This is a genomic window from Acinetobacter sp. I-MWF (genome assembly GCF_025433935.1).
GTDB classification, from domain to species: domain Bacteria; phylum Pseudomonadota; class Gammaproteobacteria; order Pseudomonadales; family Moraxellaceae; genus Acinetobacter; species Acinetobacter guillouiae.
The window spans coordinates 2,957,020-2,976,967 of the sequence record NZ_JAMBAR010000001.1; the positions used below are offsets into that span (position 1 = coordinate 2,957,020).

Annotated in this window: 15 protein-coding genes and 1 pseudogene; 6 read left to right on the forward strand and 10 right to left on the reverse strand. The window is 36.2% G+C overall.

What is annotated here, in order from left to right:
- Positions 1 to 348: 348 nt before the first annotated feature.
- The 6 genes from M2R48_RS13735 to M2R48_RS13760 form a co-directional block, all read right to left on the reverse strand.
- Positions 349 to 1,416: a nucleotidyl transferase AbiEii/AbiGii toxin family protein gene (locus tag M2R48_RS13735; RefSeq protein WP_262086457.1), complete on the reverse strand. Its 1,068-nt coding sequence runs from the start codon at positions 1,414 to 1,416 to the stop codon at positions 349 to 351.
- Positions 1,400 to 2,071: a type IV toxin-antitoxin system AbiEi family antitoxin domain-containing protein gene (locus tag M2R48_RS13740; protein WP_262086458.1), complete on the reverse strand. Its 672-nt coding sequence runs from the start codon at positions 2,069 to 2,071 to the stop codon at positions 1,400 to 1,402. The genes M2R48_RS13735 and M2R48_RS13740 overlap by 17 nt, the downstream gene beginning before the upstream one ends.
- Before the next feature lie 419 nt (positions 2,072 to 2,490).
- Positions 2,491 to 3,876: an MFS transporter gene (locus M2R48_RS13745; RefSeq protein ID WP_262086459.1), complete on the reverse strand. Its 1,386-nt coding sequence runs from the start codon at positions 3,874 to 3,876 to the stop codon at positions 2,491 to 2,493.
- A gap of 257 nt (positions 3,877 to 4,133) precedes the next feature.
- A complete protein-coding gene (locus tag M2R48_RS13750) occupies positions 4,134 to 4,751 on the reverse strand; it encodes a TetR/AcrR family transcriptional regulator (RefSeq protein WP_262086460.1) in 618 nt (205 codons plus the stop codon).
- Positions 4,752 to 4,959: 208 nt separating this feature from the next.
- On the reverse strand, positions 4,960 to 5,571 hold the full coding sequence (locus M2R48_RS13755) for a methyltransferase family protein (protein ID WP_262086461.1): 612 nt from the start codon (positions 5,569 to 5,571) through the stop codon (positions 4,960 to 4,962).
- A gap of 224 nt (positions 5,572 to 5,795) precedes the next feature.
- Positions 5,796 to 6,194: a hypothetical protein gene (locus M2R48_RS13760; RefSeq protein WP_262086462.1), complete on the reverse strand. Its 399-nt coding sequence runs from the start codon at positions 6,192 to 6,194 to the stop codon at positions 5,796 to 5,798.
- 675 nt (positions 6,195 to 6,869) lie between these two features.
- Here M2R48_RS13760 and M2R48_RS13765 point away from each other — a divergent pair.
- The 4 genes from M2R48_RS13765 to M2R48_RS13780 all read left to right on the forward strand — a co-directional run bounded on the left by M2R48_RS13765 (position 6,870) and on the right by M2R48_RS13780 (position 11,006).
- Positions 6,870 to 7,457: a TetR/AcrR family transcriptional regulator gene (locus M2R48_RS13765; protein ID WP_262086463.1), complete on the forward strand. Its 588-nt coding sequence runs from the start codon at positions 6,870 to 6,872 to the stop codon at positions 7,455 to 7,457.
- A gap of 89 nt (positions 7,458 to 7,546) precedes the next feature.
- Positions 7,547 to 8,386, forward strand: a complete 840-nt coding sequence (locus M2R48_RS13770) for a phytanoyl-CoA dioxygenase family protein (protein ID WP_262086464.1) — start codon at positions 7,547 to 7,549, stop codon at positions 8,384 to 8,386.
- Positions 8,387 to 8,629: 243 nt separating this feature from the next.
- A complete protein-coding gene (locus tag M2R48_RS13775) occupies positions 8,630 to 9,988 on the forward strand; it encodes an amino acid permease (RefSeq protein WP_262086465.1) in 1,359 nt (452 codons plus the stop codon).
- Between the two features lie 241 nt (positions 9,989 to 10,229).
- Entirely contained in the window at positions 10,230 to 11,006 is a 777-nt protein-coding gene (locus tag M2R48_RS13780; RefSeq protein WP_262086466.1) for an IclR family transcriptional regulator, read from the forward strand.
- 55 nt (positions 11,007 to 11,061) lie between these two features.
- On the opposite strand, the gene M2R48_RS13785 is transcribed toward M2R48_RS13780, so the two are convergent.
- Complete coding sequence (locus M2R48_RS13785) at positions 11,062 to 12,450, reverse strand: GntP family permease (protein ID WP_262086467.1); 1,389 nt, start codon at positions 12,448 to 12,450, stop codon at positions 11,062 to 11,064.
- 304 nt (positions 12,451 to 12,754) lie between these two features.
- Between M2R48_RS13785 and M2R48_RS13790 the strand changes: the two genes are divergently transcribed.
- Both M2R48_RS13790 and M2R48_RS13795 read left to right on the forward strand, forming a co-directional pair.
- The gene (locus M2R48_RS13790) at positions 12,755 to 13,915 is read left to right on the forward strand and encodes an iron-containing alcohol dehydrogenase (protein WP_262086468.1); all 1,161 of its coding nucleotides are present in this window, start codon (positions 12,755 to 12,757) and stop codon (positions 13,913 to 13,915) included.
- 30 nt (positions 13,916 to 13,945) lie between these two features.
- Positions 13,946 to 15,442, forward strand: coding sequence for a CoA-acylating methylmalonate-semialdehyde dehydrogenase (locus M2R48_RS13795; protein ID WP_262086469.1), 1,497 nt, complete (start codon positions 13,946 to 13,948; stop codon positions 15,440 to 15,442).
- Positions 15,443 to 16,231: 789 nt separating this feature from the next.
- On the opposite strand, the gene M2R48_RS13800 is transcribed toward M2R48_RS13795, so the two are convergent.
- From M2R48_RS13800 to M2R48_RS13810, 3 genes and pseudogenes are all read right to left on the reverse strand, one after another.
- The gene (locus M2R48_RS13800) at positions 16,232 to 16,822 is read right to left on the reverse strand and encodes a recombinase family protein (RefSeq protein ID WP_262086470.1); all 591 of its coding nucleotides are present in this window, start codon (positions 16,820 to 16,822) and stop codon (positions 16,232 to 16,234) included.
- A 406-nt stretch (positions 16,823 to 17,228) separates the two neighbouring features.
- Positions 17,229 to 18,248, reverse strand: a complete 1,020-nt coding sequence (locus tag M2R48_RS13805) for a spore coat protein U domain-containing protein (protein WP_262086471.1) — start codon at positions 18,246 to 18,248, stop codon at positions 17,229 to 17,231.
- Positions 18,245 to 19,948 (reverse strand): annotated as a pseudogene (locus tag M2R48_RS13810) (fimbria/pilus outer membrane usher protein); the annotation flags it as partial. The pseudogene M2R48_RS13810 and the gene M2R48_RS13805, both read right to left, overlap by 4 nt.

The following is a 19,948-nucleotide window of genomic DNA, read 5'->3' on the forward strand; positions in this document are numbered from 1 at the left end:
GAAGCAAGTGGATTCATATTAAGTTTTACAAGACGTCCGTAGCGTTTAACTAATCGGTTATCTAAGTGTGGAATGTTAAATTGGAGAGCATGCTCTCCAATTTAACTTAAATAGATTTAATTGTGTAGATACCTATGCCCACTGGGAGAAGGCTAGGATGAGGGGCTTTTATGTTGATTTACAATCTTAAAAGGGCTGATGAAAGAAGCCGAATGTCTCGCTTCTGTACTGGGTTATCTTTGCGCTCCAAACAAAGTAATACTTTGTTTTTACTCTGTTTTCTTACACACAATAACTATTTAATCTTTACTCACTCATGATTTATGAAGTAAACAAATGCAACATTTATTATGAGTTTAAGTTGTGATCTTTAATGATCTGATTAATTAGATCTTGCGTTAGTTGTGTAGATTGAATAATTTGATCAAAACTGATCGTGGAATCGTTTAAATAATTAGATTCAATCATCTTTTCATAATCAACTCTAAGCTGACGGATACCCAAATCATCTGGAACTAAAACAAAATCACCTGAAAGACACTTAGGGTAATTTGCATAACCCGCATTGAAAAAAATATTTTTCAGTGCGACTACATCTTTTAGTAAATTAACGTCTTGAATGGCAGCCTGGCCAATTGTATGATTACTAAGATACATCAAGTCAAACCAGTGCCTTGATAGTCGAGCCGCATCCTGTCTGACACCACGATGACACTCAACATGAATCAAAGTCGCTTTTTCCCAAAATGTACGATGTGCTGAAAGTACAGTAACCATACTGGAAGGGAATTCAAAATCTGTGTAAGAAGCAGCCATATAAGGAGTAACATAACATATATCATTCGGTTCAATGATATTACGACCACCAAACTCAATTAATACATATTGAAGCATATAGCCTTGTCTTTGATCACTTTTCTGAATTGAAGGAAAAGAAAATTCAATAGCATCACCCTTTTCATTTAGTTTAATTTTAAAGAGTTCACTTCTTGGCAATTGGGCAACCATTTCTCTCAGATAGGGAGCTACAACATCTTCAGCATAAGAGCGCACTTCGAGTTCAAGTTTTTTATTAATCCTTCTACTAACAGCCGAACCTATATGTTTTGGAGCAGTTTGATTTTCTTCTAAGTGCAACTCATCAACAGCCTTAAATTGACGGTAATCCAAAGTAATATCAATGTCTTCAGAAAAACGATCAATCACATTAAATACCTTAGATAAAGACGTCCCACCTTTGAAAGCCATATTTAGGTGATTAGGCATTTCAAATAACATTTTGAGCACCCAACATACCCACAAGTCTTTTTCGGCTATCTCTATCCCCCGATTAGGCGTGATTGAAGCATAATCACGAAAAATTTCAGATTGGTCCTTTACTGTTAGGTGCATGAATGATTTAGGTGATGACGTCATAATGATTATATTCTTTCTTATCTAATGCTGATTTCATCCAACTGGTTAATTTTAAGTTCTTTAGGTCTTCGAACTGTTCTTCTGTTAAATATGATTTGATTTGAAGAATCACTCTTTCATTAACCAATTCTTTTCCTAAAAAGTACATAGCAGAGATTGCTAGGCCCACTTCTGTACTACTTGATTGCAATAAAATTTTGCTTTCAGTGTGAATAAACTTCACTCTAGATCCTGCAATAATGATCTCTCGTGATGCTCCACTGGTATAAAACACCTTTGTCATTGGCACTTGATTCGAGATTCCCAATTTATTGGCTGCTATCGCTCCGTGTACTTGCAACTTCTCTTTATTCGAACGACTGATCACCTTGATTGTTTCATTCAAGTCTGGGGGTAAAGCTTTACCTTTTAAGATATGACTCATCTCAGGCTTATAGTAAATACCTTTATGAATACGTTTAATCTCGCCTTTTTTTACCAATCTAGAAAGGGAACGCAGAACGGCATCATGCGAACCTTCAACTTTTAAATTCTCAGCAGTGAATATACGCCCACGCTGGTATTTACTGATTTTTGACTGAACTTGTTTAGCAACACTTGATGTTTGATGTTCATTTTGAGTACAAGAACTAGAAAGCTTAAAAGACTTATGCATAAAACTCTCCCTCATAAATCAACATACATAATAGTGCTATTCATCTGGACATTATACACACAAAAAAGTCAAATTTATCTGGACATATGTAAATACTTATTTAGATTAAAGACATTTAATTACAATACTTTAGCCTTTAGTGGCTTTACTATATAAACATTAAGAAGGTACAACGATTTCATACTCAAATTCAAGTCGTAACTTGAGTATAAAATCTACTAAATTCCGTAAAGTTATTCAGTCAACTAGGGCAAATTAATTTCTATCAATTTATAATTTACTTTCCAAAATGATGAACTAATTTCTAGGCGCAGATAAATTAAATAGAATAATTTGCGAAAAATTCCCAAGCACCGAAAATACTTATTTTTTCTTAAACATCACTTCTAGCAAGTCATATTCAACACCTCTCCACTCGACTATTTCGCTTGTTTTTGGCTATATAACATAAACAAAATAGACAGTAGAAAGAGTCCGCCCATCAACATGACTGTGACATGGAAAGCCAGCAGTTCAGCAGATTGTAAGCTGTTACCCTGCTGCTGAGACAAAGTGGTCACAAAGGTCATCGCTGTACCTAATACTGCAATCCCAATTGTCATTCCCAATTGGCGTAATGTATTTAAAATAGCTGCGGCAAAGTTTGCATCTTGCACTTGTACACTGCCCATGATCAATGTACTTGAGCCCGGCACGATCAATCCCATTCCTATGCCCATAAGTCCACTACAAAAGATAAATAGCGCAAAAGATGAATCGGTTTGAAAACTCATCATCGCCAACAAGGCTGTGCCTGCAATTGCCAAGCCCAGCGTTAACAGGCTTGCCACAGTAAAACGATGGTGTAGTTTAGAAAAAGCGATGGAAACAAATGCCTGTGTTAAAAACTGTGGTGCAATCAACCAGCCCGCCTGTGCTGCAGTTAACTCAATCTGATTTTGATAAAACAAGGCAAAGATAAATAACGAACTATATCCTGCAAACCCTAAAATAAAAGAAATCGCGTTATAGGCTAAAAAGCGTTTATTTTTAAATAAATGATTGGGGATCAATGGATGAGTGGCATGTTTTTGCTGCCATACAAACGCCATACTTGCCAAGATAAATAAGAAAATACTTAGCATAAACCAATGCGCTAAATGCACATGTTGTAATGCGATAATGCTATACGTTAATGTGACAATCGCTACAGCACTGTAGAGCAAACCTAAATAATCAAACGGTACAGGCACCGATTTCTGATCCGCCTCAATACCATAATAACCCAAGTAAATCGTCAGAATCCCTACAGGAAGATTAAGCCAGAAAATACTTTGCCAACCAAAATGATGTACCAATAATCCCCCCATCAATGGGCCGACAATTAATGAAAACGCACTAAACGAACTCCAGCGACCAATTTCACGCGCTTTGTCTTGCGGTTGATGAAAATGATGCACCATGATCGCCAATGCCAAAGGAATTAAAACTGCACCAGCCACTCCCTGAATCATTCGTCCAATAATCAACAAGCTAAAATTGCTTGCCATTGCACAAATCAATGAACCCACAATAAAAATGATCACACCCAGCAACCATAATTTTTTACGCCCTATACGCTGACTTAATGCCCCCACCGCTAACATTAAACTCGATAGACTTAAAGCATAGCTATCAATCACCCACTGTAGATCCGCCATATCACTATTAAATTGGCTTTGAATACTTCCAAGTGCAAGATTGACACTACTTAAATCCACCAAACACAGAAAGGTACTGATATAGAGCGCTAAAATAAGATAAATCGGCTGGCGAGATGCATTCATACATCACCTAGATCATTTAAATGAGAATCATTATATTATATACTGACCGACCGTCGGTCAATGTATAAAAACCCACTTAAAACCCAAACCTTTCATTTTTTATAACTGTCTTGAAAGTGCTTTTAAAGATCATCACTGATCGCGACTTAAGCAAAATGGTTAACTTTTAAATGCATCGTTTAGGGTTTTAATTAAAATTGATCATAAAAAAATATCAGACGAGAAGCGATTTATAAGATTCAAGATAATGCTGAAAGTTAGCCATCATGATGGAGCATTTTTAAATATTGCAGCGCAATTTGCTGAGAAAAATCTGTGCTATCGTGCAGTTGATTGGCAATTGCTTCATCTGCAACCCCATGCACACCAGAATAAATCAATAAAGCAGTCAATCTTGGCTGTTCTAAATGCCAAATACCCGCCTGCTGCCCTCCATTTAAGATTTGCAGCAGTTGTTCCAATATCATATTTTTTTCATTATTTTTACGTTCATGGTGATGTGCGCCAAAAACAATATCATGCACTGCATAACTTTCGAGATAGGTTTGTATATTGGCAGAGACCCAAACCTTAAATTGACTGACCCAATCTTCAGCATCACATGTTGCAACTGCCCTATCTAAAGCCGCGATAAAAAAATCGATATAACGTTTTTTTAATGCTTCAACAATATGCTGTTTCGATTCAAAGTAATGATAAAAGGTCCCTTTAGCAACGCCCACACTGGCAATAATTTCGCTAATGGTGGTGGCTTCAACGCCTTTTGCCAAAAAAAGCGTTTGTGCAGCATTCATCAGCTCATCAATTCGGACTTCTGCTGGCTTGGTTTGCCGTTTTGTCACCTGAGTAGAAGCGACTTGAGATTGTGATGACATACTTCTCTATTTTCTACACGCAAGAATTTAATTATAGAGGAGCCTTATATAATTCACAATTGAAGTGTCTATTCGACAATCACTTCAACATTAATATAACTTCCTTTATTGTGACTAGATAAGCCTTATAATTAAATCCTTTTAGAGTACCCAATAATATAACTTTTACTAGATACTCTAAACCTCAAATCAAGTTAATAAAAGCGGATTAAAATATATTGAAATAAATAGGAAAAACCCCTAACAATCGAAGCTCTTCAAACAGTTGTACAAACGCAGCGACCCAGAAAAACCAGATCACCTGAGTTAAGAACAACCTAAAATGTTTGGATGACACTTGGCAATATTGCGGTTCAGAATAGTTTTTAAAACTCGGCCAAAAGCGTGGTGTAGTTTGAGTATAATTCAAATACAATTGATCAAATTTTTTCCTCAAAAAACGCTCTTCTTGACGTATGACAAAGTAATAATAAACTAAAAAAAACAAACTAAAAGCCACAGGAAAGAACAAGGTTTCAGTTAAAAACATAATCCCCAGTGCAGCTAAAAAACTAAAGAAATAGAGTGGATTTCGACATATGGAATATGGACCATCCATAACTAACTTCGCATTTTTATGACCTAAAATATAGATACTGCACCATATCCGTCCCATCGCACCAATTCCTACTAAAAACCAACCGAGCAACCATAAAAGATGCTCAATCAATGGAAAAGTGTCGTGCCATAGACCAAAACTAAAAGCAATAATTATTGCCAATACAAAACCAATAACTCTTGAGCCCATGGTCCTTATTCTGGAAGAAAATATAATACTCATACTATTTCCTCCCACAATAAAATAAATCATATTCTATCGAATAAAATTCCGTATGACTCTTAATCAATTTCAAAGAATACAAGGTACTTATTTTAAACATAAAATTTAAATATGATGATTCCACAAAATAACATATAGATTTTTTTTGACTAAACATTTAAATACTCCTCAGCATATACAAAAATATAAAATGGTGGGAGCTGCTTTAGCTAACCACCGTATAGCTAATTGAATTTAGGAGGAGGAGATAAATTATTTAATTCAGGGGATTGATAAAAATTTAACCATCTGTATCTCTGAAAAATGAGAAGATTAAAAAATGGATTAAATGTATTTTCAAAATAGCGTTCAATTTTTAAATCAGCAAAGTTCGATATGAAATTACATTTATCATTTAAACAAATATTTTGACAAAACTGATTTATTTCATTGTTATAACTTATTTTTTCAATATTTCTTTCAACATCACCCATGGCAATAAGTGATTCTTTATCATAAATATTTTGTTTTATATGCTTTTGAATCGAAATTTCATTAAGGCATAAAGATTCAACCACATACCAGACATTCTGAAATGTAAATTGAAACATCAATAGCCAAACAAAAAACAGCTTCTTTCCCATTACAATTTTCATGATCTTTAAAAAACTCAACTAAGTATGTTTCTACGCTACAAAGATAAAATAGAATTCAATAAATTATTTTAAAATCATACTAAAGCGAATCCATACCTGTTTAATTTTTCACAATCCTACTCATTTTAAAAATTAATGATTAATTTTATATAGTAGTTTTTTAAATTTACAATTACATTTATACAAAAAAGAAACAAGATATTGGTAAATGTTCGATAAAGCATTTTTATTACAAAATTGTCATTAATTAAATATTTTATTAGGACTCTTACATAAATCAATAAATAATCATCTGGAGTGATTCATAGTTGTATTGAAAGTCCCTTCTCCCGCTGGGAGAAGGCTAGGATGAGGGGAATTTTATGTTGACTTATGGTTTAAAAAAGACTTTTCAAAATATTGAACAGAATAAATAAAAGTTAAATTCAAATAAAAACCATTCATTTAAAAGCGATCAATTAAAAATCTCTGTCATATTTGTACTCACTTATATTTGCCTTTTCTAATTTTTTCTCACTAACAATACTTCCACTTACTCAGACTTAAGCCCACTTTCGAGCTTATGGTAAAGCCATTTCTTTAACGAATCTTGGCTTAATACTGTTGACAATCTCTTTAATAAAAATTAAATTGAATTCAATTCAGTTTTTTAAGAATAAAATCATGACCAAAAAAAAGATGGTGACTTACCAACGCTTGATCACTGCAGCAGAACAGGAATTGATTGCTAACAATGGACATATGGAGATCAGTGCCATAGCCAAAAGAGCGAATACATCAGCTGGGCTCACCTATCATCACTTTGGCTCAAAAACAGGTCTGATTGCCGCTGTTGTGGATCAATTCTATGAACCATTGAGAGCGCTTGCTTTGGGTGACAGCATTCCAACAAATATTGAATGGAGAGAACGCGAAAAAACCCGTACCAAAGCAATTATTGACTATTTCTATAATCATCCTCTGGCACCTTTGATTGCTGGGCGACTTGCCCGTGAACCTGAAGTTCTTGATATCGAACGTGCACACATGGAGGCATTATTAGAAGCGGGTGCACGTAACATTGCTCAAGGGCAAAAGTTGGGAATAATCAGTCCAGATCTTAATCCGAATACAACAGTAGCAATGCTGATGGGAGGTCTGCGTCTGGCGATTGATCAAGCCATCCTTGCCAAAGAAAGGCCCTCAAATGAGGAACTATTCAAACAACTCTGGAACCTGACTAGCAATACCCTACAACTCAGCCCACTGTGATCTGGAGATACTAATAAAAAAACCAAGGCAGGAAACAATATCAACTAACTGTTCCGTTCTGCCCAGCACGTTAAATCAAGGAGCTTTCAATGTCTAAATTAGATATTCGTCAATATAATAAAAAAGATCACGCAAAGACCCATCGACAATTACAACCAGGGCCTGAGCGAAATACGCCAGAAATCGAACGAGATTTCCAAAGCTTAATGCGTGATGGTTATGTCATCATCAACAACCTGATCAGCAAAGAAACCTGCCAGCAAATTAAGCAAGAAGGCCTTGCCCTGCTTGGTCAAACTGGACGTAACCCATTTGAAGGACAGCAAACCCAACGTGTCTATAACGTTCTCTCAAAAACGCGAATCACTGATCAACTTGCGGTACATCCTCATATTCTTGGTCTTATGGATCGTCTGTTTCAACCCAATTTCCTGCTCTCTCAGAGTCAAATTATTAATATTCTTTCAGGTGAAGTCGCTCAAAGTCTGCATTATGATGATGCTTTTTATCGCCTCCCACGCCCTCGTCAGCCACTTGGTGCTGCAACTGTCTGGGCAATTGATGATTTTACTGAAGACAATGGTGCAACAGTGATTATTCCTGGCAGCCATCACTGGGGAGATGATCGATTTGCACAAAGATCAGAAGCGATACCCGCAGTGATGCCTGCAGGTTCAGTGATCTTTTTCCTCGGTACGACTTGGCATGGTGGTGGTCAAAATCATTCGAAATCCTCACGCTTTGCGATCACTCATCAGTACTGTGAAGCCTATGTACGACAACAAGAAAACTATTTGCTTGAACTTTCCAAAGACACGGTACGGTCGATTTCGCCTGAACTTCAAGCCTTGGTTGGTTACTCAATATACCCACCATTTATGGGTATGGTTGAGGGCATGCATCCACTGCGTACATTAGAACAATCTTAATAGGATTGTTTTATAAGTCTTTTTAGAAGTATAGATCCCCCTCATCCTAGCCTTCTCCCAAAGCGAGAAGGCTCTCTCAATAACAATATGATTCACTCAACATGATCATATTTTGATAGATGGAAGCGTTCTAATATTTCGGTGTTCAATATCTTATAAAATTGCCTCAACAACATTGTTTTCAAACTAGGTTATCTATAGCCAATCTATTACAATGGCTTCTTTTATTCAGCACAGCATATTTTGAATCGCTCATCTTCCCAATTAAAACGTGGACTTAAAAATCGTCATATCCAATTGATCGCTATGGGCGGCGCTGTGGGTACAGGATTATTTTTAGGTTCTGCACAAGTCATCCAATCTGCTGGTCCTTCGATTATTTTAGGCTATGCCATCGTCGGTTTAATTGCCTTTTTAATCATGCGCCAAATGGGTGAAATGATTGTAGAAGAACCTGTTGCAGGTTCATTCAGTTATTTTTCACAAAAATATTGGGGGAAATTTCCTGGTTTTTTATCAGGCTGGAATTACTGGGTAATGTATATTCTAGTCGCCATGACTGAACTTACTGCGGTAGCTAAATATGTGCATTATTGGTGGCCGCATATCCCCGCTTGGGTCTCCGCTTTATTTTTCTTTGTCATCGTGACTGGTTTTAATCTGGGCAATGTTAAATTTTATGGTGAATCAGAATTTTGGTTAGCCATTATCAAAGTTGCTGCTGTAATTTCGATGATTGTATTTGGTTTATATCTTTTGCTCACAGCAGGTACTGATTCAACTGCAACTGTGGCAAACCTCTGGCAACATGGTGGGTTTTTCCCACATGGTTTTTCAGGGTTGTTTTATATGCTGGCCTTTTTAATGTTTGCATTTGGCGGCATTGAATTGATTGGGATGACGGCTGCCGAAGCAGAAAACCCTGAAAAAAGCATACCACAAGCTGTCAATCGCGTGATTTTCCGCATTTTGGTTTTTTATGTGGCTTCTCTTGCCATCATCATGTCATTAATTCCATGGAATCAACTTGATCTGGGTGGTTTAGATAAAAGTCCCTTTGTGATGATTTTCAGCCAATTGGGCTTAGGCTGGGCAGCACATCTACTCAATTTTATTATTCTGACTGCTGCGCTTTCGGTATATAACAGTGGTATGTATGCCAATAGTCGTATGCTGTATGGACTTGCAGTACAAGGCAATGCACCGAAGATGTTTGCAAAAGTCAGCAAACAAGGTGTACCAATCTCTGCGGTGATCTTCTCTTCTATCCTAATTTTTGGGTGCGTGTTACTAAATTATTTTGTGCCTGAAGAAGCTCTAAGTCATCTGATGTATTTGGCCGTTGCTGCTTTGGTTTTAAACTGGGCACTAATTAGTTTTACCCATTTAAAATTTAAACGTGCTAAAAAGCTGGAAGGGACAAGGGTAAAATTTCCCTCATTGTTTTCACCCGTAAGTAATTATATTGTTTTAATTTTTATCAGTATGATCCTATATATCATGTGGGTGCAAAACTTTAAAGAATCGGTCATTTTGATTCCAATCTGGATTATTGTGATGTTTGGACTATTTAAAGTTTTGAGTTGGAATAAATCACGTTAATATTTTAAAGGCTTATTGAATCAAATAAGCCTTGAATAACACAATTTTTTTAGTTCGATAGATAGTTGATTATTGCTGATTGTTCTCTTCTCATTCATGATAGGTATAAAATTTCGCATACTGATAAAACCATGATTACGGTAAAGTATGGCAGATAAAAATTTCATATCTATAACATTCAAATGATAATATCCATAAGCTCAAGTGGGTATGAATGAAGCAGGGTCTTTTGGAAAATTTTATGACACAAGATACAAAACGAAATAAAGGTTCATCAATCACACGAGTCCTTGAGATTTTAGAAGCGATTGGTGAAGCAAAACATCCCCCTTCTCCACTTGATCTCTCTTTAGCCCTTGATATTCCAAAGCCCAGTATTCATCGACTCATCCAATTATTAGAAAAAGAAGGTTATGTCAAAGTAGATTTACATGGTGGCTTGTTGGTAGGTCGAAGAGTCAAACAACTACTATTTAATGTTTGGGAAAATGAAAAATTTAGAATTGAGCGGTTTTCTATTTTAGAAAAACTGTCAAATAAGATTGGTGAAACCTGTGGTATAGCCATCCTACAAGATAATCATATGCTGTATGTAGACCGTATACAGACAAACTGGCCATTACAAGTATATTTACCTGTAGGCTCAACAGTGCCTGTCTGGTGTACTTCGAGTGGCAAACTTTTTTTAAGCCATTTATCCGCAGAAAAAAGGAAAAATATTCTAAAAAATATTCCAATCACCCAGTACACCAAAAACACCATTACAGATCTTAATTTGCTGGAATCTGAAATTCAGCGTATTGGCGTGACAAATTTAGGCACCGATAATGAAGAGTTTATCGCAGGGATGGTGGCCTGTTCAGTACCTATACTCCACCCCAATGGTGAAATTATTGCTTGCTTATATACCCATGCGCCAAGTATTCGAAAATCCTTAGATGACTTAATCAGCTATCAAGATGCATTAAGAGATGCAGCCAATGATTTAAACACCTATATAAAAAATTCAATCGATTAAATAATAAAAGCTAGCGACTTAGAATCCCCAAGTCTCTAGCTTTAAAACTCAAGCATTAAAATGATCCAAAATAAGTACCCAGCGTAATCACCCCGATTAGCGCAAGCAGTGGAAAAATGACTGCGACCACAAACATGTCATAATAAGATTGCTTATGTGTAAGACCACAAAGTGCAATAATGGTAATCACTGCACCGTTATGAGGAAGTGAATCTAAAGATCCAGAAGCCATAGAGGCAACTCTGTGCATCAATTCAGGTGAAATACCAAATTCATGCGCCAGATTCATATAGGTTTCACCCATCGTATTTAATGCGATACTCAAACCTCCAGACGCAGAACCTGTGATCCCAGCCAGTACATTAACCAAAATTGCTTCAGAAACCAGTGGATTACTCGGCGCTAAACCAACTAAAAAATCTTTTAAAATGACAAAACCAGCTAAAGATGCAATAACTGACCCATATCCCACTTCTGAGGCGGTATTAAAAATAGGTAAAAATGAAGAAGAAACACCATTTTGAATACTGTCTCGAATATCATTAATCCGCTTCCAATTTAAAGCAATAATGGCAATACATGCGATCACCAATGCTGTAATAATCGACCATAGGCCAATCACAGAATTTAGACTGGTGTGACCAAATTGAGCCGTTGCCAAATATGAAGTATCCATATTTGGAAAAATCACTTTAGATAATACTAAATTCGATAAAATCACCAAAACAATCGGGATCATTGCAATCAGTAAACTAGGATCTGAATGGGTTAAAATTTCTTTATGATGTTCAATATGATTGCCATAGCCTTCTCCTTGTTTTATCGAATGTTCGACTCTTCTATTTAGCCACCACATCCCCGTGATTAACATAAAAATCGAAGCAATGATGCCAAGTACAGGTGCAGCATATAGATCTGTTTTAAAATATGGCATTGGAATTGCGTTTTGAATCGCAGGCGTACCAGGCAATGCGGTCATTGTAAAGGTTAATGCCCCCAACATAATTGCCGCAGGAATGAATCGTTTAGGAATACCTAGTTCTTTAAATAATGCCGAAGCAATTGGAAATACAGCAAAGCCCACCACAAAAAGCGAGACACCGCCATAGGTTAAGATTGCACAGGAAATCACAATGGATAACATCGCGCGATGATGCCCTAAGCGTTCAACAAAAAAAATTGCGATTGTGCGAGCTGATCCACTGTCATCCATGAGTTTGCCAAAGACAGCACCTAAAAGAAAAAGTGGAAAATATTTAATGATGTACCCACCTAGACCACTCATAAATACTTGCGAATAAAATCCTAATAATTCATGCGTCATTCCACTCCAGATGACCGCAAACAGTGCAAGTACAGGCGCCAAAATAATGACACTAAAACCTTTGTAAGCTAAATACATCAGCAATACCAAGGACACTACTATTCCAAATAGTCCTATCATTCTAAACTCCATTTATTTAATTATATTGATACATAATGTATCGATATATATGTATAGCTAATTTTTAATAATGAATCTAGACAAAATTCTTTTTCACTTTAAAAAACACATCAATCTATTGTTATTTATAAACAAATAATTTTATTTAAATTAAAATCGTAAAAAATCTGTTTACATATAATTTTATATTGATACGATGCATATCAATATACAAATATTATAAAGCCAATTTACAGCATGCAACTTGGTCTTTTTCAAATACAAAATGCATGTAAATGGAATGAAACTAAAATGGAGTTCGCTTATGTCACACACGATTTTGTTGCCCAGATTTCTTGAAGTCGGAAAAAATGCCCGAGAGAAAATTCCTTATATTTTAAAAAGCTTAGGCTGTAATAAACCACTGATCATCACTGATCAAATGATGGTCAAGTTAGGCTATATCGCCGATATTCAAAAGATTCTTAAAAGTGAAAATATTGAAGCAGACTTTTTTGATCAAACCATTCCAGAACCCACATCTAGTTCAATTGAAGCTGGGGTTCAGTTTATTCAAGCACACCAATATGATTCAATTATTGCTGTGGGTGGCGGTAGTCCAATTGACAGTGCAAAAGCAATTGGCATCTTAGGTCGCTATGGTGGAAAAATCCGAGATTATAAATTCCCTAGACAGGTCAATGAACAGGGATTACCAATTATTGCTGTTCCAACAACAGCAGGCACAGGTTCTGAAGCAACCAAATTCACGATCATTACTGATGATGAAAGTAATGAAAAAATGCTCTGTGTCGGTGCTGGTTTTATGCCCATTGCTGCGATTGTGGATTATGAACTAACGTTAAGTTTACCTGCCCGTACCACAGCAGATACAGGTATAGATGCTTTAACCCATGCGATTGAAGCCTATACCAGCAAAAAAGCCAATCTATATAGTGATACTCAAGCATTAGAGGCAATGCGCTTAATTGGCCCAAATCTTAAAAAAGTCTATTTTGATCCAAATGATGAAGTTGCCCGAGAAGCATTAATGCTGGGTGCAACATTGGCTGGTGTAGCTTTTAATAATGCATCTGTTGCCTTAGTTCATGGCATGAGTCGCCCTATTGGTGCGTTTTTCCATGTCCCACATGGCTTATCAAATGCCATGTTATTGCCCATGATTATTGAGTATTCAATTCCCGCAGAACCTGAAAAATATGCAGACTGTGCCAAGGCCATGGGTGCTGCGCAGCAAAATGATTCTGTTGAATCTGCCAATGCCAAGTTAATTGAAGCATTAAAAGACATTAATATATCCCTTCAAGTGCCAACTTTAGAAGCTTTTGGAGCAGATAAGCAATATTTTGATGAAGTTGTAAATACTATGGCAGAACAAGCACTTGCTTCAGGCTCACCAAGTAATAATCCTCGTCTTCCAACCAAACAAGAAATCGTAAAACTTTATCAGCAATTATGGTGTTAATTTTTAACCAAAATAAATCAGGAGATATCAATGAATACAATCGGACATTTTATTAATGGACAGCTTTCAACGGAAGCAAGTCGTAGCCAAAAAGTATTTAATCCAGCAACAGGTGAATCAAATTCTGAAGTGGCTATTGCCAGCCAAAAAACGGTACTTGATGCAATAGCAGCAGCAGAAAATGCCTTTCCCGCATGGCGTGATACGCCAGTAATCAAACGTGCGCGAGTCATGTTTAAGTTTAAAGAGTTACTTGAAAAAAATGCCGATAAAATCTGTGAACTAATTGGTTTAGAACACGGTAAAATATGTCATGATGCAGCTGGGGAATTACAGCGCGGGATTGAGAATGTTGAATATGCTTGCGGTGCACCCGAATTTTTAAAAGGTGAATTCTCCAAAAATGTCGGGCCGAATATTGACTCTTGGAGTGAATTTCAACCTTTAGGTGTCGTTGCAGGAATTACCCCATTTAACTTCCCTGTGATGGTGCCACTTTGGATGTTCCCAATGGCAATTGTCTGTGGCAACTGTTTTATTTTAAAACCTTCTGAGCGTGATCCATCTTCAACATTATATATTGCTCAATTACTAAAAGAAGCAGGACTTCCTGATGGTGTCTTTAATCTGGTGAATGGCGATAAAGTTGCAGTAGATACACTTTTAAATGATCAGCGTATTCAAGCGGTTAGTTTTGTAGGCTCAACACCAATTGCTGAATATATTTATAAAACGGCCACAGCTGCGGGCAAACGCTGTCAAGCTTTAGGTGGCGCAAAAAATCACGCCATTATCATGCCCGATGCAGATGTCGATAATGTGGTGAACTCCCTCCTTGGTGCTGCTTTTGGTTCCTCTGGTGAACGGTGTATGGCGCTTTCTGTTGCGGTTGCAGTCGGTGACGAAATTGCAGATACCGTCATTGCTAAACTTCAAAATGAAATCAGTAAATTAAAATTCGGACATTTTGCCGATAAAAATAATGATTTTGGGCCTGTGATTACGGCAGAACATAAAGCCAAAGTGATTGGTTTTATTGACAGTGCAGAGCAACAAGGTGCAAAAATCGTTGTGGATGGCAGACAAGCAAGCGTTGACGATTTTCAAAATGGCTTTTTTGTGGGACCCACTTTAATTGATCATGTTACCCCGAATATGCACAGCTACCAACAGGAAATTTTTGGCCCAGTCTTACAAATTATGCGGGTTGAAACCATGCAACAAGCCATGGATCTGATTGATAACCACGAGTATGGTAATGGAACATGCATCTATACCCGTGATGGAGAAGCAGCACGTTATTTTTCTGATCATATTAAAGTAGGTATGGTGGGTATCAATGTTCCTTTGCCTGTACCTGTCGCTTATCATAGTTTTGGTGGTTGGAAACGTTCACTCTTTGGTGATTTGTATGCGTATGGTCCAGATGGTGTACGTTTTTATACGCGTCGAAAAACCATTACTCAACGCTGGCCTTCTGCCAACATCCGTGAAAACAAACAATTTTCAATGCCAACTTTAAATTAAGACTATTCAAATTAAGATGGTTCAAATTTAGACTGCTTATTGATAAAGCCGTTCTGACTATGTTGGGAAGTATTCATCCCTATTTTGGATACTTCCCAAATATTTTGACATTTAAATTTTAAATTGAGCTTGTAGCTTTCTAAATCACTTACAAATATTATTTTAATAAAAATATTTTAAACTTAACAAATACTTTAATCCTTTAAATACAATTCACTAAATTCAAAATAAAAATAACCACCCTCCTTCCACACACATTAACTCAAGAAACATTTAATTTAAAAAAACATACAACAACTCAATAAAATATTTAAAAATTTATAAAACCAAACCCTCATATTATAAAAATTAATTAAAAATTGATTTATTTAAAATAAACTTTAAAACATATTAATAATAAATAAAAAAACACAATATCAAAAAAATATCTTAAATTTTATTTTAGGCAACAAACAAATCAACTATAACAATATATTTTAGCACACCACAAATAAATCAATATTCATGATCAAATAATGACTTACCTAGATCTAAAAAATATAAGTCAGAACCATATAAAAAGATAATCATTTTTCCCTCATGTTTAATCCCTTGAATCCTATAGTTGATCAAACCATTTATCGACTTTATTTCAATACTATAATGACTCATCAAATTTTTTGCTTTTTTGGGATTTACTTGTCGCAACACATAAACCAATTGGACAATAATTGTTTTGTTGAAATCAGATCTTTTCTGCGCAATTGCAAATCTACTTATATGATTTTTTTGAAGTTTTAGACCCCTCATTTACTTTTCATCACTATTAATGACATCAGAAGATTTTAAAATTAAACGTTGAATAACCGTTCGAGTAACTGAGTAATGCTTAGCAATTGAATAAACAGTATGGCCCTTTTTAAACTTATCCAAAGCTTCTTTCTTTTGCTTATCAGTTAAAATCTCGGGACGGCCGACACGCTTTTTTGCTTTATTCATAATGCTCTTTTTAGAAAAACTAGATTTCTCTTCAAAATCAGAACATAACTTTAAAAAATGCATAAATAATTTCTTAAGATCTCCCACAATTTCATTTTTAGAAAAATCTAAACAGATTAATCGAATTTTTTTTTTAAAAATCAAGTTTACACTTGAAGCTACTTCGTTAAAGTTACCACCTAATGAATCAATTCCATTGATTAACAATAAATCACCGCTTTCCATCGCATAATTCACCAAATTAATAAATTTATTTCTATATTTTAATGATATACCCGCTTCAACCTCTTCAAAGATCACTCGTTTATTTGGTATTTCATAACCAGCATTTGAAATATAGGAAACATAATTACTGTTTTCTATAGACAAATCATCAACTCTAAAATATGCATAGACTCGCACAACAGATAACCCTCTTATAATTAAAAAAATTATTATAATCTTATACTAATAAAAAAAACATCTGTTGAAAATTATATTGGTGTTTTAAACACCTATTAATGATTTAAAAACATAAAATCAGAATCATAATAAAAAATAGCATGATTAATTTAAGCACACGAAATACAAAAAAATCATTTAACAAACAAATACAAGAAATTAGCGACAAAATAAATAATATGATGTAAGAAATTTTTTCAAAAAAATAATCATTTATTTCACTAAAATTTAATATAAAACCACTTAAATAAATAAAAGAATATAGTTTAGGTATTTTCAATAGTGTAAATTAATAATTTAATTATATGTATTCTTTTTTATAATTAACATCATGATAAAAAATCATGATGTTATATTGGATAAGCCTTTAAAATTCAACCTGTACAGTTATAGTATCACTATATTTACCAGCAGGCAGACTCAGTGAATTTGTTTCCAGAACTTTTGTTGTGAAAGCATAACCTTGCTGAGTTTTCGCATCATAAATACCAGGATTTGTAGTCGCAACATCACTCAACCACTGCTCGTTATTTCTTCCCCAGCGTTCTGTGCTTGAGTTTTTATAAATTTCATAACTCATATAGTTATTACCCGTCTCTGACTTCATCGCACGTTGATTGCCATTTTGTGGATAAAGACCATCATTCAGGCTCACTTTATAAGGGGTCTTGACTGAACAACGTATACCCATAGAAGTTTTCACTGGTGTAAAAGCATCTGCAAAGGCTGCTGTTCCAAAATTTACATCATTGGTCGCAATACGGCAGTCTGGTAAAACTTCAATACTCAAATTTAATGAAGAATCACTACCACTTCCCCAATCAAACCCGATTCCAAAAATACCTCGATTAAAACCAGGGCTTGAAAAATAAAATCCTATTCCAGCTACAGCAATAGCAGGCACAGAATAATACCATTTGACTTTAAATGGTGTTTCAGCTCGATAGATCCCAGGCGATACAGCTTGTCCAGGATTAATTTTTGCATAAAATGGTAACGCACCATTTGGCCCCGTAAAGAAATTAATAATTGTAAAGCTACTCATATCTCTTTCTTGCCCCACAGTAATTGGATTACTGTTGGTATCCAAATAATTCACAGTAAGACGTTCACCAGTGACACTATTGATATAGTTTGCTGGCATCTGATCAACCCGATATTTCAGATAAGTTGTATTTAAAGCAGCCAAACTAAATCCACTACAGGATAAACCTGCACTGAATTGCGAAGATTGAACTCCATTTTCTGCCAGAGTAATGGAAGGAACCTTACCAATGGACACATTGCCACTTGAGTTAACACTACAATCCGCATAGCTCTGAGCAGTAATCAATATTAATCCAGAGAATAATAGACCTGCGGGTATTATTTTTTTTAAAGTAATCATGGTTGAGCCACCTCACGACAAACAACCGATTTAATCACTACAATCTGTTGTTGCGCTTGTTTTAAATCCAACGAAAAGTTTGCTTCACATATTGTTGCGCTTGTTTTAAATCCAACGAAAAGTTTGCTTCACATACGCGCTGATCTGGCAGTTGCACCCGAATGGTATTTTCTGCACTCAGATCTTCAAGATAAGCAATCCCGTCCATCCCTACATAACTCGATTCTTGATCGGCACGATGTACCACAGCACCCACTGGAATCACTTGCCCATTGCTTTGCACTAAAGACACATTCGCCGCATAAGACTGTTTGATTGGGAAGCCAATCACCACACCTGAACCACGTTTTGCCGCAATCCGATTTTCAACTTGGGTTGCATTAAAGTTGGAAGGTAAATCTATCGGATTGATGCTGTATTTGGCTGCGTAATACGGGGTCACTGACGGTACAAAAACATAGCCCTTGGCGTTACTCCGCCCCACTAAACTGTTTTCATAATGCACAGGAACATCTGCAACTTTGTTAGTATCAATCAAAGCAAACGACTCACCCAATCGATTGGCAGCAAAGACATTGCCTGACATCAACACCACTGAACCGGAAAGTCCAAACCAATAGTTGTAGTCATGGCTACCCGACATGCCGACATCGGTATTAAAATATTGGTTACGGTAGCTCACGCGGGCTTGATTAAAATCATCGCTGTTTTCATTAAAGCGTCGAGTTAAATCAACACCAACGCCACCATCCAATGGCACACTGCGGTTATAGTTGATATAAGCATAATCGCCACTGGATTGTTGGCTATAACCTAGATTGGCTGTGGATCTGCTCTTGGAAAATGGAACCGACAACTGAAATGCGGCACTCCACTCTTTTTCTACAAAATCCCGATTGGCACTTAACGACACCGTTGCACCACGCAGATAGGACGGTAATACCGGTGCCCAAGACAGGTTCATCAGTTTATTTTCAATGTCTCGGCTCTTGGTTCGGATATAGGCCACCCCAAAAGTACCCGACTTTTCTGTGGCAAAATAAGTATTGGCAACCAAACTTTTATGACTGTTGGCTGAAATCAAATCTGTATATTGCAAGCGTGAAAGATCATAATAATCCTGATCGCGTTGGGTATGATTGAGACTAAATCCAAAACGTTGTTGGTTATAGCTATAACCTAGCGTGTATTGATTTCCCTTGAGGTTTTTATTTCCATTCAAGTTATTATTTAACTGATTAAGTTCTCCATCAGCCCAGCTTTGGGTTGCCGAACCACTTAACACCCCAAACCGATTCAACTTAAGCACTGAACCCAATCCTGCCAACTGAATTGAATCGGAGAGCTCAACTCGTCCTTCAGCCGTAAGCCAGTCATTAATCCCGTAACGTGCATCTGCTGAACTGGCAAATTTGCCATATTCAAAGTTCTTAATCCCATAGTCTTCGCGGATTTGTCCCATAGACACCGAATAATCCAATAACCCCGGTTTAAGCAACGTATTCGAAATATAAAATGGTACAGAGGTTGCCACCTGACGGCCAACACTATCTGTGGTAACAATCACCGCCTCGCCTTTACCATTGATAAATGGAACATTATTCAAAATGAAGGGACCTGATTGCACATCGGTTGAATTGGCTTTCTGTCCATTGATCAATAAGTCCACAGTGCTCGGTAAGGCCGCTTGTCCTTTAAAC